General features: G+C 60.9%; 16 protein-coding genes. 5 read left to right on the top strand and 11 right to left on the bottom strand.

The annotated features are described in order from the left end of the window. Positions 1 to 28 precede the first annotated feature (28 nt). Positions 29 to 1531 (bottom strand): inorganic phosphate transporter, encoded by a 1503-nt coding sequence (locus RGQ15_RS17970; RefSeq protein ID WP_311162084.1) that lies wholly within the window; start codon positions 1529 to 1531, stop codon positions 29 to 31. A gap of 357 nt (positions 1532 to 1888) precedes the next feature. Beyond that, positions 1889 to 4111: a catalase/peroxidase HPI gene (katG, locus tag RGQ15_RS17965; RefSeq protein WP_409201355.1), complete on the bottom strand. Its 2223-nt coding sequence runs from the start codon at positions 4109 to 4111 to the stop codon at positions 1889 to 1891. Between the two features lie 240 nt (positions 4112 to 4351). Between katG and RGQ15_RS17960 the strand changes: the two genes are divergently transcribed. Together RGQ15_RS17960 and RGQ15_RS17955 are read left to right on the top strand one after the other, a co-directional pair. Next, the gene (locus tag RGQ15_RS17960; RefSeq protein ID WP_311162082.1) at positions 4352 to 5353 is read left to right on the top strand and encodes a TAXI family TRAP transporter solute-binding subunit; all 1002 of its coding nucleotides are present in this window, start codon (positions 4352 to 4354) and stop codon (positions 5351 to 5353) included. An 82-nt stretch (positions 5354 to 5435) separates the two neighbouring features. Next, positions 5436 to 7475 carry a TRAP transporter permease gene (locus RGQ15_RS17955; RefSeq protein WP_311162081.1) on the top strand — a complete coding sequence of 680 codons (2040 nt, stop codon included), beginning with the start codon at positions 5436 to 5438 and terminating at the stop codon, positions 7473 to 7475. A 73-nt stretch (positions 7476 to 7548) separates the two neighbouring features. Here RGQ15_RS17955 and RGQ15_RS17950 read toward each other — a convergent pair whose 3' ends face one another. Both RGQ15_RS17950 and aceB read right to left on the bottom strand, forming a co-directional pair. Continuing rightward, a complete protein-coding gene (locus RGQ15_RS17950; protein WP_311162080.1) occupies positions 7549 to 9159 on the bottom strand; it encodes an isocitrate lyase in 1611 nt (536 codons plus the stop codon). 68 nt (positions 9160 to 9227) lie between these two features. After that, complete coding sequence (gene aceB, locus RGQ15_RS17945; protein WP_311162079.1) at positions 9228 to 10850, bottom strand: malate synthase A; 1623 nt, start codon at positions 10848 to 10850, stop codon at positions 9228 to 9230. Positions 10851 to 10985: 135 nt separating this feature from the next. On the opposite strand from aceB, the gene RGQ15_RS17940 reads away from it, so the two are divergent. Continuing rightward, positions 10986 to 12428, top strand: coding sequence for a helix-turn-helix domain-containing protein (locus RGQ15_RS17940; RefSeq protein WP_311162078.1), 1443 nt, complete (start codon positions 10986 to 10988; stop codon positions 12426 to 12428). Between the two features lie 37 nt (positions 12429 to 12465). On the opposite strand, the gene RGQ15_RS17935 is transcribed toward RGQ15_RS17940, so the two are convergent. From RGQ15_RS17935 to RGQ15_RS17920, 4 genes are read right to left on the bottom strand one after another with little or no spacing between them, the layout of a single operon-like run. Continuing rightward, complete coding sequence (locus RGQ15_RS17935; protein ID WP_311162230.1) at positions 12466 to 13578, bottom strand: ABC transporter permease; 1113 nt, start codon at positions 13576 to 13578, stop codon at positions 12466 to 12468. A 2-nt stretch (positions 13579 to 13580) separates the two neighbouring features. Then, on the bottom strand, positions 13581 to 14711 hold the full coding sequence (locus tag RGQ15_RS17930) for an ABC transporter permease (protein WP_311162077.1): 1131 nt from the start codon (positions 14709 to 14711) through the stop codon (positions 13581 to 13583). Next, positions 14708 to 16465 (bottom strand): ATP-binding cassette domain-containing protein, encoded by a 1758-nt coding sequence (locus RGQ15_RS17925; RefSeq protein ID WP_311162075.1) that lies wholly within the window; start codon positions 16463 to 16465, stop codon positions 14708 to 14710. Before RGQ15_RS17925 ends, RGQ15_RS17930 begins: the two co-directional genes overlap by 4 nt. After that, positions 16462 to 17457 carry an HlyD family efflux transporter periplasmic adaptor subunit gene (locus RGQ15_RS17920; RefSeq protein WP_311162073.1) on the bottom strand — a complete coding sequence of 332 codons (996 nt, stop codon included), beginning with the start codon at positions 17455 to 17457 and terminating at the stop codon, positions 16462 to 16464. Before RGQ15_RS17920 ends, RGQ15_RS17925 begins: the two co-directional genes overlap by 4 nt. Positions 17458 to 17560: 103 nt before the next feature. On the opposite strand from RGQ15_RS17920, the gene RGQ15_RS17915 reads away from it, so the two are divergent. Beyond that, positions 17561 to 18214, top strand: coding sequence for a TetR/AcrR family transcriptional regulator (locus RGQ15_RS17915; protein ID WP_311162072.1), 654 nt, complete (start codon positions 17561 to 17563; stop codon positions 18212 to 18214). A gap of 482 nt (positions 18215 to 18696) precedes the next feature. Beyond that, a complete protein-coding gene (locus tag RGQ15_RS17910; RefSeq protein WP_311162071.1) occupies positions 18697 to 20751 on the top strand; it encodes a catalase in 2055 nt (684 codons plus the stop codon). A 39-nt stretch (positions 20752 to 20790) separates the two neighbouring features. Here the strand turns inward: RGQ15_RS17910 and RGQ15_RS17905 are convergent, their stop codons facing one another. The 3 genes from RGQ15_RS17905 to RGQ15_RS17895 are packed head-to-tail and all read right to left on the bottom strand — an operon-like array spanning position 20791 to position 23121. Beyond that, positions 20791 to 21441: an aspartate/glutamate racemase family protein gene (locus tag RGQ15_RS17905; protein ID WP_311162228.1), complete on the bottom strand. Its 651-nt coding sequence runs from the start codon at positions 21439 to 21441 to the stop codon at positions 20791 to 20793. A 2-nt stretch (positions 21442 to 21443) separates the two neighbouring features. After that, positions 21444 to 22259 (bottom strand): ABC transporter permease, encoded by an 816-nt coding sequence (locus RGQ15_RS17900; protein ID WP_311162070.1) that lies wholly within the window; start codon positions 22257 to 22259, stop codon positions 21444 to 21446. Position 22260: 1 nt separating this feature from the next. Then, a complete protein-coding gene (locus RGQ15_RS17895; protein WP_311162069.1) occupies positions 22261 to 23121 on the bottom strand; it encodes an ABC transporter permease in 861 nt (286 codons plus the stop codon). Positions 23122 to 23165 lie beyond the last annotated feature (44 nt).

The raw sequence follows: 23165 nt of genomic DNA, 5'->3' as shown, positions 1-23165 counted from the left end.
GAACGTCATGGCAGCAACCCTCATCTGATCAGTTCAGGGCGAATTGCGACATCACGAAAAAGACGCCGGCCGACAAAATCGCCGAGAACGGAACGGTGATCACCCATGCCGCCGCGACCGTCACCGCATGCGAGCGACGGACGAGCTTGCGACGACGGCGTTCATCGGCTGGCACAACCTTGCCCTTCTGCAGGCCCAGCATCCGGGCGCGCTTTTCAGCATGCCACTCGCGGAAGAAGCCCACACCAAAGATCCCCCCGACCGCGATATGGGTCGAGCTGACCGGCAGGCCAAGCCAGCTTGCGATGATGACAGTCACGGCCGCCGAAAGGGCGACGCAATAGGCACGCATCGGGTTCAGCTTGGTGATCTGGTCACCCACCATCGTGATCAATTTGGGGCCGAACAGCATCAGGCCCAAGGAAATCCCCAATGCGCCGATGATCATCACCCAGCTCGGGATCGCGACCTGCGCCGAAATATCCCCCGCCTGCACGGTGTGAACGACAGCGGCCAGCGGCCCCACCGCATTGGCGACATCATTGGCCCCATGGGCGAAGGAAAGAAGCGCCGCAGAAATGACCAGCGGCAGCGCGAAAAGCGCGCGGAGCGACTTCTTGCGGTTTTCGAGACCCTTCGACTGGTAGGCGATGAGCGGCCGTGCCGCCAGCCAGGACGCGATACCGACCGCGAAGCCGATCCAGAGGGCGGTTCCAGCGTCGACTGGAAATATCCGGCGCAGGCCCTTCATCGCAAGATAGGTGGCGAAAACGCCACCCATGACACCGATCAGGACCGGGACCCAGCGGCGGGCCGCGGCAATCTTGTCATCGACATAGGCGATCTTTGCCTTGATGAAGGCGAGCATCGCCGCGGCTATGACGCCGCCCAGGACCGGAGAGATGACCCAGCTTGCCGCGATCCCCGACATCTTGCCCCAATCGACGACGCCGAAGCCCGCGGCCATTATGCCGGCGCCGACGACGCCACCCACCACCGAATGCGTCGTCGAAACAGGCGCTCCGAAAAGCGTGGCAATGTTGATCCACAATGCCGCCGCGATCAATGCAGACAGCATCAGCCAGACGAAAGTAGACGAATCCGCGACGACCTCTGGCGATACGATGCCCGAGGAAATCGTCGTGACCACATCTCCGCCAGCAATCAAGGCCCCGGCCGTTTCACAGATCGCGGCGATGATCAGCGCCGATCCCATGGTCAGTGCCTTGGCACCGACAGCCGGGCCCATGTTGTTGGCCACGTCGTTGGCGCCGATGTTCAGCGCCATATAGGCTGCGATGACGGCAGCGCCGACGATGATCAGGCTACTTCCGCTTGCGCCGATCAGGGCCAGGGCCGCAATGGCCACGACGACGACGAAAAGCAGCGCAAGTCCCGGCGCCACCAGGGGGCGCGACAGACGTGCAGCCGCCATCTCGATCGAGACGATCCGCCCGAGATCCTTGTCGAGCGTCTTCCACTGGTTTCGCGGTCCGGTCGGGGCGCGAAGTCGTTCATCGGTATTGGTCACGCGTCACACGCCCGTCATCTGCTGGTCACAATTCGCGCGCGAGATAGCGCGATGGGTCCGATATCACAACAGCCATACGCCCAGATCGCTACGTCAGGCCCTGTCAAATCACCAACCACCCTTCAGGTATCGGCTTTCTGGCCATTGGTGTCTGCATGACTGTCGCTGCGCGCCGGTCTCGGCCAGTTCTGTGCCGGGCCCTTGTTGAGATGTTGCTTTAGGAAATCGGCCTAATGGTCTGAATGCATTCGCGACTATCCAGAAAGGCCTTCCAAAAGGATGGGCGCGCGCCTTGCGGCGCGCGCTGATTTTGTCATGCCGTCCGTGGCGGCCCGCAGGCGAGCCACGGATCAGCAATCACTTCCGGATGTCGAAGCGATCGGCGTTCATCACCTTCGACCACGCCTTTGCGAAGTCGGCGACGAATTTCTCGGTCGCGTCGTCCTGGGCATAGATCTCGGCAATGGCGCGCAACTGCGAGTTCGATCCGAAGACCAGATCGACGCGGGTCGCGGTCCATTTCGGCGCGCCGGTAGTGCGGTCGGTGCCGTCGAACACGTCCTGAGCATCGGACTGAGCCTTCCAGACAGTATCCATGCCAAGCAGGTTGACGAAGAAATCATTCGTCAGCTGGCCCGGACGGTCGGTCAGGACGCCATGACCCGTGCCGCCATAATTGGCGTTCAGAGCCCGTAGACCACCGATCAGAACCGTCATCTCGGGCGCGGTCAGTTGCAGCAACTGGGCGCGATCGATCAACAGCTCCTCGGCCGCAACCGAGAACTGCTGGCGCTGATAGTTGCGGAAGCCGTCGGCCAGAGGTTCCATCCAGTCGAAGCTTTCGACATCGGTCTGCTCCTGGGTGGCATCGCCACGGCCCGGGAAGAACTCGATCGCAAGATCGTGTCCGGCGGCTTTGGCGCCAGCTTCGACAGCCGCGTCGCCCGCCAGGACGATCAGGTCGGCCATCGAGACCTTCTTCTCGCTCTTGGCGTCGAATTCGGCCTTGATGCCTTCCAGGACCGACAGGACACGTGCCAACTGCTCGGGCTGGTTGGCTTCCCAATCCTTCTGCGGGGCCAGGCGGATGCGGGCGCCATTCGCGCCGCCGCGATAGTCCGAGCCGCGGAAGGTCGAGGCCGAGGCCCAGGCGGTCTGGATCAGTTCCGAAAGCGTCACGCCCGAGGCCAGAACCTTGGCCTTCAGATCGGCCACGTCGGCTGCGTCGATCAGCGGGTAATCCGGGGTCGGGATCACGTCCTGCCAGATCAGGTCTTCGGCCGGAACTTCCGGTCCCAGATACAGGACCTTCGGCCCCATGTCGCGGTGGGTCAGCTTGAACCAGGCGCGGGCGAAGGCATCCGCGAATTCCTCGGGGTTCTCGTAGAAGCGGCGCGAGATCTTTTCGTAGATCGGATCGAAGCGCAGCGAGAGGTCCGTTGTCAGCATCGAAGGCGCGATGCGCTTGGTCGGATCATGCGCGTCCGGCACGGTGCCGGCGCCGGCATCGCCCTTGGGTTTCCACTGATGCGCGCCCGCGGGGGATTTCGTCAGCTCCCATTCATATTCGAACAGGTTGCGGAAGAAGCCGTGGCTCCACTCGGTCGGGGTCTGGGTCCAGACCACTTCGAGGCCCGACGAGATCGCATCTGCGCCGCTTCCGCTGCCAAAGGTGCTGTTCCAGCCGAAGCCCTGCAGCTCGATCGCGGCGCCTTCCGGATCGGCGGTGACATGGCTGGCTTCGCCCGCGCCGTGACATTTGCCGAAGGTGTGGCCACCGGCGATCAGCGCGACGGTTTCCTCGTCATTCATGGCCATGCGACCGAAGGTCTCGCGGATGTCCTTGGCCGCAAGGACCGGGTCGGGATTGCCGTCGGGGCCTTCCGGGTTGACATAGATCAGGCCCATCTGCACGGCAGCCAGCGGGCTTTCCAGCTCACGCTCACCAGAATAGCGGCTTCCTTCCGATCCGCTCAGTGCAAGCCATTCGACCTCGGAACCCCAATAGATGTCCTCAAGCGGCTCCCACACGTCGGGGCGGCCACCGGCAAAGCCGAAGGTTTTGAAGCCCATCGATTCAAGCGCGACATTGCCGGTCAGGATCAGCAGGTCGGCCCAGCTGATGCTGTTGCCGTATTTCTGCTTGATCGGCCAGATCAGGCGGCGGGCCTTGTCGAGGTTGACGTTGTCGGGCCATGAGTTCAGCGGGGCGAAGCGCTGCGCGCCCGAGCGCGCGCCGCCGCGGCCATCGGCGGTGCGATAGGTCCCGGCGCTATGCCAGGCCATGCGGATGAACAGCGGACCATAGTGACCCCAGTCGGCGGGCCACCAATCCTTGCTGTCGTTCATCACCTTGCGCAGGTCGGCCTTGACGGCCGCGATGTCGAGCTTCTTGAACTCTTCCGCATAGTTGAACGACTCGCCCAGCGGGTTCAACTGCACATTGTCCTGGTGCAGGATCTTCAGGTTCAGCTGGTTCGGCCACCATTCGCGGTTGGAACGGGCGCTGGCACGGGTGTTGCGGTTGGTCCCGTGCATGACGGGGCAGCCGCCTCCGGTTTTCACGATCTTATCGTCCATGAGTGCTTCCTTCGGCTAACTCGCGGCCTGGGTCCATTACCCACAGCGGGCAGTGGCTTTCGGTGACTCGCGCATTGACTACGTTACTAGCTTACTGCGTCGATCATATTAATTTCTAATGTGTAATGGTCATCATAATGCAGGGTTATCCTGACCCTCACTGTATGAGCTATGTTAGTGAGTCTTCTCTCTTTTTGTCGCTTCATGTTAGTGTGCGGCGGACTTCAACAGGAGGAAGACGTGAACAAACGTTTCATTCTCGGGATCGCCGCTGCGGTCGGAATTCTGGCTCAGGGTGCAACGGCGCAGGAAATGTCGTTTTTCCGGATCGGAACCGGCGGCACTGCTGGCACCTATTACCCGATCGGCGGCCTGATCGCGAATGCGATCTCGAACCCACCCGGTTCGCGCGCCTGCGAAGATGGCGGCTCTTGCGGGGTGCCGGGACTTGTCGCCACGGCGGTCGCCTCGAACGGGTCGGTCGGCAACATCAATGCCATCAACGGCGGCCAGCTCGAGTCCGGCTTTACGCAATCTGACGTTGCCTATTGGGCCCAGACCGGAACCGGGCTGTGGGAAGGCCAGCCGGCAGTCGAGAAGCTGCGCCTGATCGCGAACCTCTATCCCGAAAGCATCCATCTGGTCGCATCGGCGGAATCGGGGATCGCGAGCGTGGCGGACTTGAAGGGCAAGCGCGTCTCTCTCGATGAACCGGGCTCGGGAACGCTTGTCGACGCACGCATCATCCTCGAGGCCTACGGCCTGAGCGAAGGCGATGTGAAACCGGAATTCCTCAAGCCCGACCAGGCAGCCGACCGCATGCGCGACGGCGCGATGGATGCGTTTTTCTTCGTCGGCGGCTATCCGGCAGGTGCAATCGCGGAACTGGCCAGCCAGCATGACATCAAGCTTGTCCCGATCGAGGGCGAGGCGGCCGACAAGCTGCGCGAGAAATATACCTTCTTCGCAGCCGACAGCTTCCCGGCAGGCACGTATAACGGTCAGGACGGCGATGTCGCCACGATTTCCGTTGGTGCGCAGATGGTGACCAGCGCCGACCAACCGGAAGAGCTGATCTACAACATCACCAAGGCAATCTACAACGACAACACCCAGAAGCTCTTTGCCGCGGGCCACGCAAAGGGCAAACTGATCACGCTCGACAACGCGACGGAAGGTGCGGGCATTCCGTGGCATCCGGGTGCCGAGAAGTTCTACAAGGAAGCCGGGAAGCTCGAATAAGAGCGCCACATCTCGGATCTGGGACACGGCCCTTCGGGGCCGTGTTGCTTTGAAATGACAACCCATTGAAAGGACGAGCAGGATGAGCGAATCCACGCCTCAACTTTCCGAAGCCGAACTCCGCGCCATCGAGGAACAATTCGATCCAGAAGCCCGCTTCCGCGACGTCACGGTTCCGGTCGCGATCCTGTCCACGGTGCTGCTTTTCCTGCTCTCGGTATATCACTACTACACCGCCGGGTTCGGCATCCCGCGCGCGACCACGCATCGCGGGCTGCACATGGCAGTGACCGTCTTCGTGACTTTCCTGAGCTTCTCGGCCTTTCAGTCGGGGCGGCACAAGGTTAGCGGTTTCGCGATCCTCGGCATCCCGGTCGTGGACTGGCTGCTTGCGATCGGCGGTGCGGTCAGCGCGCTTTACGTGCCGTGGATCTACGACCAGCTTGCCTTCCGCGTCGGCAACCCGAACACGCTCGACGTGGCGATGGGCACGATCCTGATCGTGGTGCTGCTGGAAGCGGTACGTCGCTCGATGGGCTGGCCGCTGCCGGTGATTGCGATCCTGTTCATGGCCTATGCGTATTTCGGCAAGCAGATGCCGGGCATCTTCGTGCATCCTGGTGCTGACTGGAAAGCGATCGTCAACCACCTTTACCTGACCTCGCAAGGGATCTACGGCACGGCGCTGGGTGTCATCGCGACCTATGTTTTCCATTTCGTGCTCTTCGGCGTGATGGCGCAGAAGATCGGACTGGGGCAGCTTTTCATCGACCTGGCGACGGCCCTGACCGGTCGTTTTGCCGGCGGTCCGGCCAAGGTCTCGGTCGTCTCTTCGGCGCTGATGGGCTCGATCTCGGGGTCGTCGATCGCGAATACGGTGACGACAGGCGCCCTGACCATCCCGACGATGATCAAGGTGGGTTACAAGCGCCATTTCGCGGCTGCGGTCGAGGCTGCCGCGTCGACGGGCGGGCAGATCACGCCGCCGGTAATGGGCGCCGTCGCCTTCCTGATGGTCGAGTATCTGGGCATTCCGCTGCGCGGCATCCTGATCGCCGCGATCGTGCCGGCCTTCATGCATTTCTTCGGCGTTCTCGTTCAGGTCCATCTTGAGGCGCGTCGGCTGGGCATTCGCGGCCTGTCCAAGGAAGAACTGCCCAATGCCATTGCCGTCCTCCGCGAAGGCTGGATGTCGACCATTCCGCTGATCCTGCTTGTCTTCATGCTGATGTCGGGCAGAACGCCGTTCTGGTCGGCCTTCTGCGCGATCTCTGCCTGTATCGTCGTCTACCTAGTCCAGCAGGTCATGGCCTCGGGACCGTTGAACGGCATCAAGCAAACCGTGCTCGGTATCTTCGAGGGCTTCGTTCACGGTGCCCGCCAGTCGCTTTCCGTGACCGCAGCCGCTGCGCTGGTCGGCGTGGTGATCGGCGTCGTCACCCTGACCGGGATCGGCTTCAAGATCGCCTTCATGGTGACCTCGGTGGCGCAAGGCTGGGGCGTTGCGACGCATGCTTTCCTGGGCTTCCTGCCATTCGAGATCATGGGTGTGCAAACGCTGACGCTGCTTTTCACGCTCATCATGACGGCAGTTGTCTGCATCCTGATGGGCTGCGGCATTCCGACGACGGCGAATTACATCATCATGGTCGCTGTTGCCGCGCCGGTTCTGGGCATGATGAACGTGCAACCGATGGTCGCGCATTTCTTCGTCTTCTATTACGGGGTCATCGCGGACGTAACGCCGCCCGTTGCGATGGCGGCCTATGCGGCCTCCGGGATCGCAGGTGCCAACGCGTTCAAGGCCGGGAACACCGCCTTCAGACTGTCGATGGGAAAGGCGCTAGTACCATTCGTCTTCGTCTTCTCGCCATCTCTTTTGCTGGTGACGGAAGGATTCACCTGGGGCTCGTTCCTGCTCGCGTTTGCGGGCGCAGTCCTGGGCATCCTGTCGCTGTCGGCAGCGCTGACGAACTGGCTGCTCGCGCCGCTCTGGATGATCGAACGGGTTGCCTTGGTCATTGCAGCCTTCCTGCTGATTGCGCCTGAACCTGTCTCGACAGCCATCGGCTGCCTCATCCTGGGCGGGATCACGCTGCGTCAGGCACTGAGCCAGCGGTAAAAGGAAAAGCCGGCGCGCGAGGAGCGCGCGCCGGCAGGTTCATGCTGCGGCCGAGGGAAAGCCGCAGCAGGACTTACTCTGCAGCGAACTGGTTCATCGTGTTCGCATGGCCGCCCGCCTTCAGCGCGCGTTCACCAGCGACCATTTCCTTGAACGTATCGCCCAGGTCCGATCCGACCTCGTGCTGATGTTTGACAGCCGAGATGCCGCGGCGGATCTCTTCCCGCTGGACCGTCTTGACATAGGCCAGCATCTTGTCTTCGCCGAAATAGCCCCGCGACAGTTCATCCATCGACTTGGCTGTCAGGTGGAAAGTCGGCAGCGTGATGAGGTTGTGGAACACGCCGGCACGGGCCGAGATGTCGGTCTGGAACCGTTGCAGACGGGCATCGGCCTCGCGGCCAAGCTCGGTCGCGTCGAATTCCGCCTTCATCAACTCGTTTCCGTCCGGATAGTCCGAGGGACCGATCCTGCCTTCTTCCAGCCATTGCGCGCGAACCTGTTTGCGCAGGTTCAACGTCCAGTTGAAGCTGGGGGAGTTGTTATAGGTCAGTTTTGCTTTCGGAACGACCTTGCGAACCTCGTTCACCATCCCGGCGATCTCGTCGACATTGGGCGTGTCGGTTTCGATCCAGACCATATCGGCGCCGCCTTCGGTCAGGTTGGTGATGCAGTCCTCGATTACGCGAGCACGGCCGCTGCCCTCCTTGAAGGGGAAAAGTCCGTTGGCAAGGCGCATCGGCTTCACGAACTGGCCGTTCTGATAGATGGCAAGCTCACCCTCGCGCATCGGGTTGGCATCGGTGATCGGTTCGGTCTTCAGCCATTTGATGTATTCGGCGGCATGATCGCCCGGATGCTGGCTGACCGGAACCTTCTGGGTGAGCCCTGCGCCAAGGCTGTCGGTGCGGGCGACGATGACACCGTTCTCCACTCCCATTTCCTCAAGCGCCAGGCGGCACGCGCGCAGCTTTTCGATGAAATCCTCGCGCGGGACGGTGACCTTGCCATCCTGATGGCCGCATTGCTTCGCGTCGGAGACCTGGTTTTCGATCTGCAGGGCGCAGGCGCCGGCCTTGATCAGTTCTTTCGCGAGCAGATACGTGGCGTGTTCGTTGCCGAAGCCTGCATCGATATCAGCGATGATCGGAACCACATGGGTTTCGAAGCTGTCGATCTTTTCGATGACCCTGGCGCGCTCGGCTTCGGTGCGGGCCGCCTTCAACTCGCGGAAGAGATCGTTCAGCGCGACTTCATCCGCTTGACGCAGCGAGACGTAGATTTCGTTGATCAGGTCGGCGACGGCGGTCTTTTCGTGCATGGACTGATCGGGCAGGTGGCCCCAGCGGTTGCGCAGGCCTGCAACCATCCAGCCTGACAGATAGACATAGGTTCCGCGCGAAGTGCCGCGCATGCGCTTGACCGCCTTGATCATCTGCTGCGCATGGAAGCCCGACCAGCAGCCCAGCGACTGGGTGAACTTGCCGGGATCGGCATCATATGCGGCCATGTCCTCACGCATGACGCGGGCCATGTCGCGGGCGATGTCGAGATGAGTATCGTAGGTGTTCTGCAGCTTCAGTTGCACGATGTCGTCGACCGTGACGCCGCCCGGAGTCTGGCCCGAGGGGTAGCGCGCCTCGGTCTGGGCGCGCAGTTCGGCATAGGTCTTGCGGGTCGTCATGTAGTTCCTCCTCATGGAATCTTGAAGCGGGGGGGCGGGCACGGCGGCCCGCCGAAAACCGGGTGTCCTCAGTCGAGGGCGTTCAGCACGTCATAAGCCGGCGTGGTGATGAAATCGGGCAGGGTTTCGGCCGTCGCGGCTTCCTGCACGATCCGGGCGGCGGACGGGTAGCGACCACGGTGGAAGCCGTTCGGTCCGATGCGTTCCAGGATCGAAACGATCTCTGCCTGGATCATCTCGCCCAGCCAGTCGGCGGTCAGGCGGCGTTCGTCACCAAACTCGGTCCTGACCAGCGCGCCATGGCGGATCCATTGCCACAGTTGGGCGCGGCTGATCTCGGCGGTGGCAGCATCCTCCATCATGTTGTGGATGGGAACGGCACCACGGCCCTGAAGCCAGTTTGCAAGATATTCGATCGCGACCGAGATGTTCAGGCGCACGCCCGCCTCGGTGATCTCGCCCTGATGCGGCTTGAGCAGCATCGCAGGCTCGATCCGCCATTCCTGGCGCGGCTTGCGGATCTGGTTCGGGCCGGGCATGTCGGCATCAAAGATTGCCTGGGCGACCGGAACCAGGTCGGGATGCGCGACCCAGCAGCCGTCGAAACCCATGCCGACTTCGCGTTTCTTGTCGGCGCGGACCTGATCGAAAGCGGCATCGTTGGCTTGTGGGTCATCCTTGACCGGGATCGCGGCCGACATGCCCCCCATCGCGTGAATGCCTCGGCGGTGGCAGACCTTGACGACCCGTGCGGCATAGGTCGCCAGAAAGGCCTCGTCCATTGCCAGCTTCGAGCGATCCGGAAGAAGATAGGCCGGATGATTGCGCAAGTTCTTGATATAGCTGAAGATATAATCCCATCGGCCGCAGTTCAGCCCGGCAATATGATCGCGCAGTTCCCAGACGATCTCGTCCATCTCGAAGGCCGCGGGCAGGGTTTCGATCAGCACGGTCGCCTTGATCGAGCCCTGCGCGATCCCCATCCGCTCTTGAGCGTAAACGAAGACCTCGTTCCAGAACTTTGCCTCGGCATGACATTCGAGCTTTGGCAGGTAATAGAAAGGTCCGCGTCCGGTGGCGGCAAGCGCCCGACCGCAATGGAACAACGAGAGGCCGAAGTCGAACAGCGCTGCCGAGACGGGCTGGCCGCCCATCAGCACATTCGCCTCGGCCATGTGCAGGCCACGCGGGCGAACGATCAGCAACGCGGGAACTGGACCGACGCGATAGGTCTTGCCGGTGATATCATCCATGTATTCCAGCGTGCCGTCGCGATAGTCGATCAGGTTCGCAAGGCCCGCGATGATATTGGCAAAGCTTGGTGCGGTGGCGTCCTCGAAATCGGCCATGAAGACACGCGCGCCGGAATTCAGCGCATTGATCATCATCTTGCGGTCGACGGGTCCGGTGATCTCGACGCGGCGATCCTCAAGGGCAGTGGGAACCGGGGCGGCCTTCCAGATGCCCTGACGGATTTCGCGCGTGCCGGCCAGATAGTCCGGCAATTCACCACGGTCGATCCGCTCCTGCCGACGGGTGCGGGCAACCATCAGCGCATGGAGCCTGAGGCCGAAGCGCATCTGCAGTTCGGCCAGGAAGTTCAGGGCCTCGGGTGTGAGGACATGCTCGGCGCCCGGCACTGCGCGCAGGACGACGGGCGGAAGCGGGGGTGCGTTGTGATCGAGCGGCATGACGTGCTCCTCATGAGTCGAGTTATGATGTCACTCTAGTAATGTCATGCCGAATATGCATTAACTGTTAGAGATCATTGGGTATGACGGTCAGTATTGTCACATCCGAAAGGAAAACTTTGTAAGGTTTGTCAGATGGCGCGAGGCGAAAAACTCATCATCGGGCAGAGATTGCGCGTTCTGCGACAGTCTCTGGGACTTACGCAGGCCCAGATGGCGGCCGAGCTGGGCGTATCCGCCAGCTACATTACCCTGATCGAGGCTGACCAGCGCCCGGCCTCGGCACGCCTCCTGATGCGGATAGCCGAAGTCTATGACCTGAATATCTCTGAACTAGCTCCCTCGACGGATGCCCAGCTTGCGGCGGACTTCTCTGCGGCGCTGAAGGATCCTGTCGTGGGGGCAGGGGCTTTGTCACGGTCCGAAGTCGAAGCCGTACTCGAGGCATCGCCGAAGATCGCGTCGGCCTTCGTGCGCCTGCACGATCATTACCGCGAAGCCGTGCTGCGCCCGCAGACCGATGACAATCCGATGACCGACCGAGACAAGGTCGAGGCGCTGGCCGATTCTTCGCGCCCTGTCGATACGGTGCGAAACTGGTTCTATGCGCAGAAGAATTATGTTGATGCGATCGATCGTGCGGCAGAGGCTCTCGCCGAAGAAATGGCCCTGCACCGCAATGAGCCCCATCTTGCGTTGACGAACCGCTTGATGCGCCACGGGATAAGCGTCCGCATCCTGCCGGGACATGTGATGGGCGAGCAGCTTCGCCGTTTCGACCCCCATCGCGGTGAATTGATGCTTTCCGAACTTCTTCGCCAGTCAAGCAGACGATTCCAGATCGGGGTATTGCTGGCCCGCTTCGAGCAGGAAGCGCTGATTTCGCGGTTGACCGAAGAAGCCGCTCTGGACGATACCGCAGCCGTATCGCTTCTGCGTGTAAGCTTGGCCAATTACTTCGCAGCGGCGGTGATGATGCCCTATGGTCGCTTTCTCGCGGCCTGCGAATCCGCCCGCTATGATGTCGAACTGCTGAGCCATCGCTTCGGGGCGAGTTTCGAACAGACCGCGCATCGCATGACAACCCTGCAGCGACCTGATGCACGCGGCATTCCGTTTTTCTTCGTCCGGGTCGATCAGGCTGGAAACATCTCGAAACGCTTCAGCGCGGGACGTTTCCCGTTTTCGCGCTTTGGGGGAACCTGCCCGCTCTGGAACATCCATGCGGCCTTCGAGACGCCCGACCGGGTGCAGACCCAGGTTGTGCGGATGCCCGAAGGCGCCACCTATTTCTCGATTGCCCGGACGGTCACACGGGCAGGGGGTACGCATGGCGCGCCGGCGCGTCGGCTGGCGGTGGGGCTGGGCTGCGACGTCGCCTATGCGCCACGCCTGATCTATGCAGAGGGGATCGACCTAGAGCGCGCGCGCCCCGTCGATATCGGTCTTAATTGCTACCTTTGCGAAAGATCGAACTGCCCGGCGCGCGCCCATGCGCCGATCAATCGGAGGCTGAAGGTGAACGAACGCGAGCGCAGTCTTGCAATCTTCAGTTTCGAGGAGGAGGCGGGGATCTGAAGCGCCAGGGCGGTTTCCTCCCCCATTCCGTTGTACATCACGAAAGCCTGTTTCGGAAAAGCCATGCTGCCAGCGGCAGGGTCACCAGCGCGATCGCTGCCAGCGGCAGGAAGTCGGGGGCCACATCCGACAGGCCCGCACCCTCCAGATAGACACGTCTCACCAGATCGACCCCGAAGCGCAGCGGGTTGGCATGGGTCGCGATCTGCAGGATCTCGGGCATGTTCGCGATCGGTGTGAGCAGCCCCGACAGCAACATCAGGGGCATGACCAGCATGAATGTATAAAGCATCGCCTGTTGCATGTTCAGCGCAACCGCAGAGATAGACAGACCGATCCCCACCGAGGCGAGGGTGAACATTCCCAGCGCCAGATAAAGCACCCCGACCGAGCCCTTCATCGGGATGCCGAACCAGAACAGGATCACGAGAAAGATGATCGTCGATTGCAGGATGCCGATCATCATCGTCGGAAGCGCCTTGCCGATCAGGATCTGAAGCGGCGTCAGAGGTGTCACCAGAAGCTGGTCGAAGGTGCCCTGTTCACGCTCGCGTGCGACTGAAAGCGCCGCAAGGAGCAGAGTTTGCAACATGCTCAGACCGGCGATCAAGGGTGGCATCAGGTTCCAGCGGGATTCGAGGTTGGGATTGAACCATGCTCTGCGTTCGATGCTGACCAGGGGCGCATGACCCATGGACCGGTTGAAACTGGCGACGACTGACGCGACGAACGAAGCTGCCTGCGCCGCGGTCGCAGAGTTCCTGCCGTCCAGGATGACCTGAATCGGGGCCTTTCGTCCCGCGCTCAGTCGGGCATCGAACCCCGGCGGAATCGTGATCACGACAAGCGCGTCTCCTTCGTCCACCAGCACGGCAATCTCATCGGTCGAGTTCAAGGTGGCCACCCGTCGGAACACGCCCGTCCCGTCCAGTCCGGCGATCAGGTTCGCAGCCGCTGTGCCACGGCTCTGGTCTAGGATCGCATAGGGTACATTCGTCAGGTCGTAGGTTGCCCCATAGCCGAAAAGGAGAGATTGCAGCAGGGCCGGCATCAACAGCAGAGCCCGGCTCGACCTGTCCTTGAGAATGGCGAGCAACTCCTTTCTGATCAGCGCGATCACTTGCGACAGATAGATCAGGCCAGCATCCATCGTCACTCGAGCCTCTTGCGCAAGGCGCGCCGCGTCGCCAGAAGCATGATGAACGCGTATCCGCCAAGGATTGCCGAGGTGCGGAATGTTTCGGGCCAGTTGTTTCCGGCCATGAACAAGGTCTTGATCAGCCCCATGAAATGCGTGGCGGGAAGGATCTGGCTGACCAGTTGGACGGCGACCGGCACGTTCCTGAGATCGAAGACGAACCCCGAGAGCATCAATGCAGGCATGAAGCTGAGCAGAAGTGCCATCTGGCTGGCGGCAAACTGGTTGCGCGTCGTGGCCGAAATCAACAGCCCGATAAGAAGCGATACCAGCAGATAAAGCAGCGAGACCAGCAGGATCACGACCAGCGAACCACGCATCGGAACATGAAAGAGCCAGCGGGCGGCCAGCAGGCACATGACGAGATCGACGAAACCGATGACGAGATAGGGTGCAAGTTTCGACAGGACGAGTTCGATCGGCGCGACCGGCGTGACGAAAAGCGCCTCGAGCGTTCCTCGCTCCCACTCTCTTGCCACAAGCAGCGATGTGAGGAAGGCGCCAATCAGCGTCATGATAAGAACGATAAGCCCTGGAACAAGGAACCAGGTGCTTTCGCCGGCTTCGTTGAACCAGGTGCGCTGCGTGATGACGATGCCGCCCGTGGTCGTTCTGTTGTTGCCGGCCCGGTCAAGTTCAAGGGCGCCCTGAACGGCGATCGCGGCGCTCACATAGCCTTCGATACTTGACGCGCTGTTGCTGTCGACCCCATTCAGCAGCAACTGAAGCCGTGCCCCACCCTGGGCCAGATCAGCCGAGAAATCAGCAGGTATGGTCAGGATGGCATCGACCCTGCCAGCCCGCATGAGATTTTCGGCCTCGTGCGTGCTGAACACCCGACTTGGTGCAAGGTATTCCGATCCGTAAAGGCGCGCCACGAAGTCACGGACTGACGGCGTATTGTCCTGCACGACAACGGCCAACCGGGCATTGGTGACATCGAAGGACAGGCCGAAACCGAAAAGCATAATCAACGCGAGGGGCAGCAGCAGGCCAACGAAAAGGTTGCTACGGTCGCGAAGCATCTGACGCGTTTCCTTGCGGGTGAGCGCGACGAGCCTTCCGGTGAACCGAGGCACCTTCATCGCGGCTGTAGACCGCTCGAGCGGGCCCGAGCCTGCTCGACGATCGAGATGAAGACGCTGTTCATGTCCGCCCCGCCCTGGGTGCCGGCTTCACGGCGGACTTCATCCGGTGTTCCGATGACAAGCATCCTTCCCGCGTCCTGGATCGCGATGCGATCACAATATTCGGCTTCCTCCATGAAATGAGTGGTGACGATGATCGTCACGCCGGCCTTGGCCAATGACGTGATGCTTCGCCAGAACGATCGTCGCGCCAAAGGATCGATCCCGCTTGTTGGCTCGTCCAGGAATAGGATGTCAGGGCCATGCAGAAGCCCCGTCGCCATGGCCAGCCTTTGTCGGTAGCCCGCGGGCAGGTTGCCGCTCTTGGCTTCGGGGTCCAGGTCGAACTGGCTGAGCGATACCTGGATGCGGTCTCGCAACGCCGCACCGCGCAGACCGTAGGCACCACCGAAGAATGCGAGATTCTCGCGGACCGTCAGATTGCCATAAAGAGAAAATTTCTGAGCAACATAGCCAATCCTTGCCCGGCCCTGCGCGCGGGCAGTCCGCAGATTGCGGCCGGCGACTTCGATACGCCCGCTGCTGGCGGGAAGAAGCCCGCACAACATCCGGAAAGTGGTTGTCTTTCCCGCTCCGTTTGGCCCGAGCAAGCCGAAGATTTCGCCCTGAGCGACGTCAAATGACGTATTGGCGACTGCGGTAAAATTTCCGAACCGTCGGACAAGGTCGCGCACCTGGACGATCGGCCCTTGCCTTGGATGATGGGGAACGTGCTCGACCAGTGGCTCCGGGGCGGGGTCGGCCGCTCCGTCGCTTTCGCGAAGCAGGATCATGAAGGCATCTTCCAGAACCTCTTCGCGCGTATCGAAACAGATGTCGGGCAGTCGATTTGCAAGCTCTGCCAGAAGGGTGCCGCTGCGCGTTATGAAGCTGACCGACCCACCGCGCGGCACCGCATCGACAACCAGGTCGCGACATTCGATCAGTCGCACTTGCATTTCGCGAGCGGGAAGACCGGGGGGAGGCGTTGCGATAAAGGTTCGACCGCTTGCCCCTGCCCGAAGCGCTGACGGGCTGCCTTCGGCAAGCAGAGTGCCCCTGTCCATGACAATGACCCTGTCGCAGCGGTCGGCCTCGTCCATATAGGCCGTGCTCACCACAACAGTCAGTCTCTCGTCCACGACAAGCTGCATGATGATGTGCCACAGATCGCGGCGCGATAGCGGATCGACCCCGACACTTGGTTCATCCAGCAAGAGAAGTGAGGGTGATCGTACCAGAGTGCAGGCAAGACCAAGCTTCTGCTTCATCCCGCCCGACAATTTTCCGGCGAGCCGCTCGGTGAAAGGCGCAAGACCTGTCATCTGAAGCAGCCGATCGAAGCGATTCTGCCGGTCTGTTTCGGGCACTCCGTGAAGATCGGCATAGAGGCCGAGATTTTCGAAGACGGTCAGATCGTCATACAGGCCAAAGCGTTGCGGCATATAGCTGATCTGGTCTTGAACTTTCTGCCAATCTTTCGCCACGTCCAGACCAAGGACATGCAACGTCCCGCCGTCGGGCTTGAGCAGGCCGGCCATCATGCGCAGCAATGTGGTCTTGCCCGCGGCATCCGCTCCGACGAGTCCGGTCAGTTGCCCCGCGCCGACGGACATTGAAATCCCTTTGATAGCCGTCACTTCCGAACCGTCTGCCGCGCCAAAGGATTTCCAAAGCTGTTCAGCGACAACGATGTCAGACGATCGGGTCATGGCATTCGCCCGAGGCCGAGTTCCACCGTCACAGGCTGTCCCAATCGAAGCTTGTCTGCGGCGTCATCCACAATCACCCGAACCTCGTAGACAAGGCTGGTCCGCAACTCTTCGGTCTGCACGTATTTGGGCGTGAACTCTGCGACGGACGAAATATAGCCCACCTTGCCCGCGAACGGATTTGCAGCATCGCTGTCGGTTCGAATTTCTGCAGGCATGCCTGGCTGGATTCGCCCAAGATCCGGCTCGCCAATATAGAGGCGGATCCATTTTGGTCTGTTCACCGAAAGCGCAAAGACCGGTTTCTGCGGTGTCGCCTGATCGCCTGGCTCAAGCAGACGCGACCGCACGACAGCGTCGATTGGCGCGCGCAGCGTGCCCTGCTCTATCTGATAGTTGAGAAGGGCCAGATTCGCTTCCATTGCGGTATGTCTTGCTTTGGCTGCCGCAACTTCCTCGACACGCGGGCCTGCCTCGGCCAGAGCCAATGCCGCGCGCACCTCTGCAACCTTTGCGGTTGCGGCATCGGATTCACTTGCGGCCTGTTCGACGCTTTGGGCACTGACGGCACCGCTTCTGCCCGTCAAAAGCTTCGCGAGGCGTTCGTAGTCGCGCGCGACGCGCTGCGCAGTTGCCTCGGCCGAGACGAGCTGGGCCTTGATCTGATCGATTTCTTCGGGCCGCGTGCCGTTCTGAAGGCGAAGCAGATCCTGACGGGCCGCTTCCAGTTGCGCTTCGGCCTCTCTCGCCTGCAATTCAAGCGTTTTCGTGTCGATCTGGGCAAGGACATCTCCCGTCTTGACCTGATCCCCTTCGTCCACGTCGATCTGGACAACTCTTCCGCTGCCATCGAAAGCCAGCGCGACCTGCCGGATGTCCACGTTTCCCTGAAAGATGAGAGCATCGGGGCTTTGGCTGTCGCGTTCGGACCACCACCAGCCCCCCAGAGCGAAAGCGGCAATCAGAATGACGACGGGGAAGGCCTTTCGCATCAGGAAGTCTCGCGCGTCGCTTAACTTTAAATTCAATTTAATCTATGCGACGATCGAATTCAACGTTTCGCAACGGGGCGAGGCGGCCTGGAGCTCGACCGGAATGACAAAGCCAAGGCGTGTACCGCGAACAGACGGGGAAGCCACCCGCCGAAAGCTCCTGGAAGCCGCCGGCGGCCTGTTCGCAGAGAATGGGTTTGCCGAAACCACCAACAAGGCGGTCGCGAAGTGCGCTGAAGCCGATATCGCCTCGATCAATTATCATTTCGGAAGTCGGGCAGGTCTCTATCGGGCGGTTCTGTTCGAGGCGCATCGGCGCTTGATCAGTCTGGAAACATTGGAGAATCTTCATCAGTCCGGAATGGAGCCGCGTGACAAGTTGCGCGCCTTGATAGAAGGACTGGTCAGCGGGACGGCAGGGACCGAAAGCTGGCACGGCAGGGTCCTTGCACGCGAAATACTTTCTCCGTCATCCCATATGCAGGCGCTCAAGGATCAGGAAATAGCTGGAAAGCTTCGGATCGTTTTGGCCATTTTCTCGGATATCACCGGGATTTCACCTGACAATCCCGAGCTACTCCGCTGTGCGCTTAGCGTCTTTGCGCCCTGTGTGATCTTGCTTGTTGCTCGTCGCGCTTTGCCTTTTCCCGCCCAAGGATTCGAGCTGTCGCGCCGGGAACTGGCCGAGCATTTCTACCAATTCGCTTTGGGTGGAATGTCGGCCATCAAGAATGCCGGCCTGGGCGAGCCGTCCTGAAGATAGGGCATGTCGCCGGCGCCGTCGGAAGCTCGGCCAAATGGCTTTCTCGCAAGACCTCTATCGACCGGATTGCAGGTGACTGCTGTGCATGGGCTTATCTTTGAGATGAACCTGCTGTGTCAGCATTGCTGTTCATGTCGCGTTGGCGAAGTGCCGCCGGGATGCGGATCAGGTCGAAGGCAACCTTCAACAATGATGCTACCATAACCACATATGATATGAGAAGAAATCCATCGCTCATGGTCTGTTCTCCAGTGCTGATTGACCGGGCGCGGAAGGATTTTTTCGGCGGCCCTCCATTCATCAATCAACAAGTTCGGGCGACGATTGTTCCGGGAAATACATACCGGCCGAAACATCTGGCCTTCTACCGCTGATCGATTTGCGCATCGGAACCGGTCCCGCGAAATCGCGTTGGCCTGACGATCTGGGCAAGCGGTGGCTTGCCCGTGACCCACCATATTGGGAAGGCAAAGAAGATGGCGAAACCCTATGACAGCATGACGGGCGAAGGCGGCGACACGCAGCAGATCGGGCGTGGCGATACGCCGGTGATGACGACCAACCATGGCACGCCTATCTCGGACAACCAGAACAGCCTCAAAGCCGGCGCGCGCGGGCCGACCCTTTTGGAGGACTTCATCCTTCGCGAAAAGATCTTCCATTTCGACCATGAGCGCATCCCGGAACGGATCGTCCATGCCCGCGGCTCGGTTGCACACGGGTATTTCGAATGCACCGATCCGATCCCCGATCTGAGCCGGGCGAGCCTGTTTTCTGAACAAGGCAAGCGTACCGAGGTCATTGTGCGATTCTCAACGGTCGCAGGCGGTGCGGGTTCGGTCGACACCCCCCGCGACGTGCGAGGCTTTGCGACCAAGTTCTATACCGATGAGGGGAACTGGGACCTTGTCGGCAATAACATTCCGGTCTTCTTCATCCAGGATGCGATCAAGTTCCCCGACCTCATCCATTCCGTGAAGATGGAGGCCGATCGCGGCTTCCCGCAGGCGGCCTCGGCCCATGACACGTTCTGGGATTTCGTCTCTCTGATGCCCGAGTCGCTCCATACCGTGCTTTGGGCCATGTCCGATCGCGGCATCCCGCGCAGCTACAGAATGATGGAGGGCTTCGGCATCCACACATTCAAGCTGGTAAACGCCGAGGGACAGGAAAGCTTCGTCAAATTCCATTGGCGGCCCCGTCTTGGGACGCAATCATTGATCTGGGATGAAAGCGCCAAGATCCAGGGGGCCGACAACGATTTCCATCGCCGCGATCTCTGGGAGGCCATTGCGAATGGTGATTATCCTGAATACGACCTCGCCATTCAGGTCTTCGACCAGGAGCTTGCGGCAAGCCTGCCTTATGACGTGCTTGATCCGACCAAGATCATCCCGGAAGAGGTGGTGCCGCTGCGAGTGATCGGCCGGATGGTTCTGGACCGCAATCCAGACAATCACTTTGCCGAAAACGAACAGCTGGCCTTCCTGCCTTCGAATGTTGTGCCGGGCATCGACTTTTCCGACGACCCGCTGCTGCATGGGCGGCTGTTTTCATATCTCGACACGCAGAAATCGCGCCTGGGCACGACCAATTTCCACCAGATCCCGGTAAATGCGCCGAAATGCCCTTATGCCAACATGATGCGCGATGGGATGATGCAAACGCATGTCCCGAAGGGACGCGCCAATTATGAGCCGAACAGTCTTGCCGAGGCTGGCGAGGATGGCGGTCCGCGTCCGCGCCAGGAAGGTTTTCGAACGGCCAGCCAGCCCGTCGAAGGTGAAAAGCTGCGTGTCAGACCCGAGACTTTCGCCGATCATTACAGTCAACCGCGCATGTTCTGGAAGTCGCAGACCGCGAACGAACAGGCCCATATTGCCTCTGCGATCACCTTCGAGCTGTCGAAGGTTGCACTTCAGCATGTGCGTCTGCGCGTGTTGTCGCAACTGCGTAATGTCGACGAGGAGCTCGCGGAACGGGTGGCCAAGGGTTTGGCCCTGTCCCTTCCTGATCGGGCGCCGGCCGCGCGTGACCCCGTCGCGCTGGAACCTTCGGAAGCGCTTTCCATCCAGAAGCGCTGGCACGCCACGCTCGAGGGGCGCAAGGTCGGCATCCTGTTCGCGGAAGGGTCCGAGAAGGCGGCGGTGGACCGTCTGATCAGTCAGATCCGGGACGCCGGCGGCACCCCCTTCACGATTGCGCCCAAGGTCGGCGGTATTGCGCTCGAGGGCGGCAAGATGGAGGCCGACGGACAGCTTGCCGGATCGCCATCCTGGATCTTCGATGCAGTTGCCGTGGTGCTTTCCAGCGAAGCCGCGGGAAAGCTTGCCCATGACAGTGCGGCAGTGGGCTTCGTGATGGATGCCTTCGCCCATCTCAAGGCCATAGGGCATGATGATGGTGCAAAGCCGCTGCTCGATCGAGCGGGCATCAAGGCCGATGAGGGGGTCACCGATCTCGCCAGCCTGCCAAAAGCCGCGACATTGCGCTATTGGGACCGCGAAAAGAAGATCCGCGATCTCGCCTGATCCTGTCGGGAGCAGACAGGTGCCAGATCTGGTCGTGGTCTAGCGCATTGCAGCCATGGCCGCGGCCAGATGAACCGAGGCCTCAACGCCGTCAATCAGACGCTGGGCTGTCATGGTCGAAAGCTGCTGCTTGAGACCCGCCATGCCGGCGCAGCCCAGAACAGCGGCCCGGGCGCCTTCCGCCTGGGCCGCTTCGCCGATCACTGCAGCCAATCGTTGGCAGACCTCGTCACCCCCGGCCTCGACGGTCAGCACTGACATTTCCGACGCTCTGACTGACGTGCAAAGCGCCGCGTAGCCACCACGGCGGATGTTTTCGGCAATTACGGGAACCGAAACGGACAGGGTTGTCACGACCGAATAGGGAAGCCCCAGCAGCGTAGCTGTCGCGCAGGCGGATTGGCCAATCCCCAGCACAGGGCAATGGGCGTTCTTGCGCAATTGCTCAAGGCCGGTATCGTCAAAGCAGGCGATGACGATCGCGTCAAACCCCTCGATCCGCGCCCGTGGAAGCGCTGCGACAAGGCCCGGGATGGCAGCCGCGCCGTCGTCCGGACCCTGGATTGCGGGAGGAGCACCTTCGTTGGTCCAGCCGACGATCTCGACATCGGGACGGGCTCGTCGCGCGGCCTCGACGATGCTGTCCGTCATATGCCTTGACGAGTTGGGGTTGAGATAAAGCAGCCGCATCATCAAGCCCGATCCCGGCGCCGCTTGCCGATGACCCAAAGCGTGCCGAGAAATGCGACGATGATGAGAAAGGAAAAAACAGTCGTCAGCGTCCCAAGCGCGTAGATCACCGGCTTGGTCACGTTTGTCGTCATCCCGAAGATTTCGAGGGGCAGGGTGTTATGGCTGCCCGCCGTGAGGAGCGTCCGCGCGAATTCATCATATGAAAGGGAGAAACCGAAAAGCGCCACCCCGACGACGGAGGGGGCGATAATCGGCAGGACCACATGGCGGATCGTCTGCCAGGGCGTGGCGCCCTGGTCGCGCGCGGCCTCCTCGAAGCGCTTGTCGAAGCGGTTGAAGACCGCGAACATGATGAGCAGGCCAAAGGGCAGGGTCCAGGTTAGTTGCGCCCCGAAGCCCGAACTGGACCAGTGCACCTTGGCACCGACCTGGTTGAAGATCAGACCGACCCCCAGAGAAACCAGGATCGAGGGGATCACGAGCGAGGCGATCGTCAGGTAGAAAAGCGCACCCGATCCGGCAAAGCGCTTCCGGAATGCAAGACCTGCCATGACCGAGATCACCACGGTTGCGACCATCACCATTAGCCCCAGGGCGAAGGAGCGGCGGAATGCCCCCCAGATGTCGCCCACCGCCTGCTGTTCGAACAGGTTGTGAAACCAGTGGAACGATACGCCATTCATCGGGAAAGTCAGGCCGCCCTGAGGGCCCTGAAAGCTGAGGATGCCGATGGTGATCGTGGGGCCGTAGAGGAAGATCACGAACAGGACGAAGAAGGCGGTCAGCCAATAGAAGCTGCGCGGACGCGGTTCCATCTCAGAGCTCCCTGCGAATATTCACGAAGCGCATCAGCGTGCCGATGATCAGCAAGACGGTGATGAGCAGAACGACCGAAGTTGCCGATGCGGACGGGTATTGCAGCAACGAGATGTCGTTCGAGATCAGACGCCCGACATTCGCGGCCTGAGAACCGGACATGAAACGCACGGTGATGAAATCCCCCATCACCAGCGTCAGCACGAAGATGGTACCGATCATGATGCCGGGTTTCGAAAGCGGAATGATCACGTTGGTCAGGATCTGCCAGCCCGACGCGCCATTGTCTCGGGCGGCTTCGATCAGCGATCGGTCGATCCGCATCATGGTGTTGAAGATCGGCACGATCATGAAAAGCGTATAGAGATGCACGAAGGCCAGAATCACCGAAAAATCGGAATAGAGCAGCCATTCCAGCGGCTGATCTATCACCCCCATGCCGATCAGCGCCTGATTGGCGATGCCGTTGCGGCCAAGAAACGGAATCCACGAGATCATCCGGATGATGTTCGAGGTCAGGAACGGGATGGTGCAGACAAGAAACAGCACCGTCTGCATGTGGCTGGAACGGATGTGGAACGCGAGGTAATAGGCTACCGTGAAACCGATCAGCAAGGTTGTCGCCCAGGTGATCAGCGCATAGCGAAAGGTCGCCCAGAACACCTTGTATGTGACTGGCGAGGTGAAAAGGAATTCGTAATTCTCAAGCGAGAAAGCCGGCACGATCGAAAATTCGGTTGCCTGCCAGAAGCTGACGATCACGATCATGACGATCGGCAGGACCAGAAAGGCCAGAAGCACCAGGACGAGAGGGGAGGCAAGCGCCCATCCCCTGAGTGTTTCGGATTTGGAAAGCGACATGGGCGGGCCTCGGGTCAGGGCTTCGCGGCGAAGGCAGGCGGGGC

This window comes from Paracoccus sp. MBLB3053, assembly GCF_031822435.1.
Classification (GTDB): Bacteria; Pseudomonadota; Alphaproteobacteria; order Rhodobacterales; family Rhodobacteraceae; genus Paracoccus; species Paracoccus aurantius.
Note: the sequence above shows the minus strand (reverse complement) of the source record. Positions and strands in the feature narration are given on the sequence as shown.

Excerpts from the sequence above, each read along its gene's own strand:
- katG (WP_409201355.1), bottom strand. The coding sequence starts at position 4,111 with ATGGACGATAAGATCGTGAAAACCGGAGGCGGCTGCCCCGTCATGCAC.
- RGQ15_RS17955 (WP_311162081.1), top strand. The coding sequence starts at position 5,436 with ATGAGCGAATCCACGCCTCAACTTTCCGAAGCCGAACTCCGCGCCATC.
- RGQ15_RS17950 (WP_311162080.1), bottom strand. The coding sequence starts at position 9,159 with ATGACGACCCGCAAGACCTATGCCGAACTGCGCGCCCAGACCGAGGCG.
- aceB (WP_311162079.1), bottom strand. The coding sequence starts at position 10,850 with ATGCCGCTCGATCACAACGCACCCCCGCTTCCGCCCGTCGTCCTGCGC.
- RGQ15_RS17940 (WP_311162078.1), top strand. The coding sequence starts at position 10,986 with ATGGCGCGAGGCGAAAAACTCATCATCGGGCAGAGATTGCGCGTTCTG.
- RGQ15_RS17935 (WP_311162230.1), bottom strand. The coding sequence starts at position 13,578 with ATGGATGCTGGCCTGATCTATCTGTCGCAAGTGATCGCGCTGATCAGA.
- RGQ15_RS17930 (WP_311162077.1), bottom strand. The coding sequence starts at position 14,711 with ATGAAGGTGCCTCGGTTCACCGGAAGGCTCGTCGCGCTCACCCGCAAG.
- RGQ15_RS17925 (WP_311162075.1), bottom strand. The coding sequence starts at position 16,465 with ATGACCCGATCGTCTGACATCGTTGTCGCTGAACAGCTTTGGAAATCC.
- RGQ15_RS17920 (WP_311162073.1), bottom strand. The coding sequence starts at position 17,457 with ATGCGAAAGGCCTTCCCCGTCGTCATTCTGATTGCCGCTTTCGCTCTG.
- RGQ15_RS17915 (WP_311162072.1), top strand. The coding sequence starts at position 17,561 with ATGACAAAGCCAAGGCGTGTACCGCGAACAGACGGGGAAGCCACCCGC.
- RGQ15_RS17910 (WP_311162071.1), top strand. The coding sequence starts at position 18,697 with ATGGCGAAACCCTATGACAGCATGACGGGCGAAGGCGGCGACACGCAG.
- RGQ15_RS17905 (WP_311162228.1), bottom strand. The coding sequence starts at position 21,441 with ATGCGGCTGCTTTATCTCAACCCCAACTCGTCAAGGCATATGACGGAC.
- RGQ15_RS17900 (WP_311162070.1), bottom strand. The coding sequence starts at position 22,259 with ATGGAACCGCGTCCGCGCAGCTTCTATTGGCTGACCGCCTTCTTCGTC.
- RGQ15_RS17895 (WP_311162069.1), bottom strand. The coding sequence starts at position 23,121 with ATGTCGCTTTCCAAATCCGAAACACTCAGGGGATGGGCGCTTGCCTCC.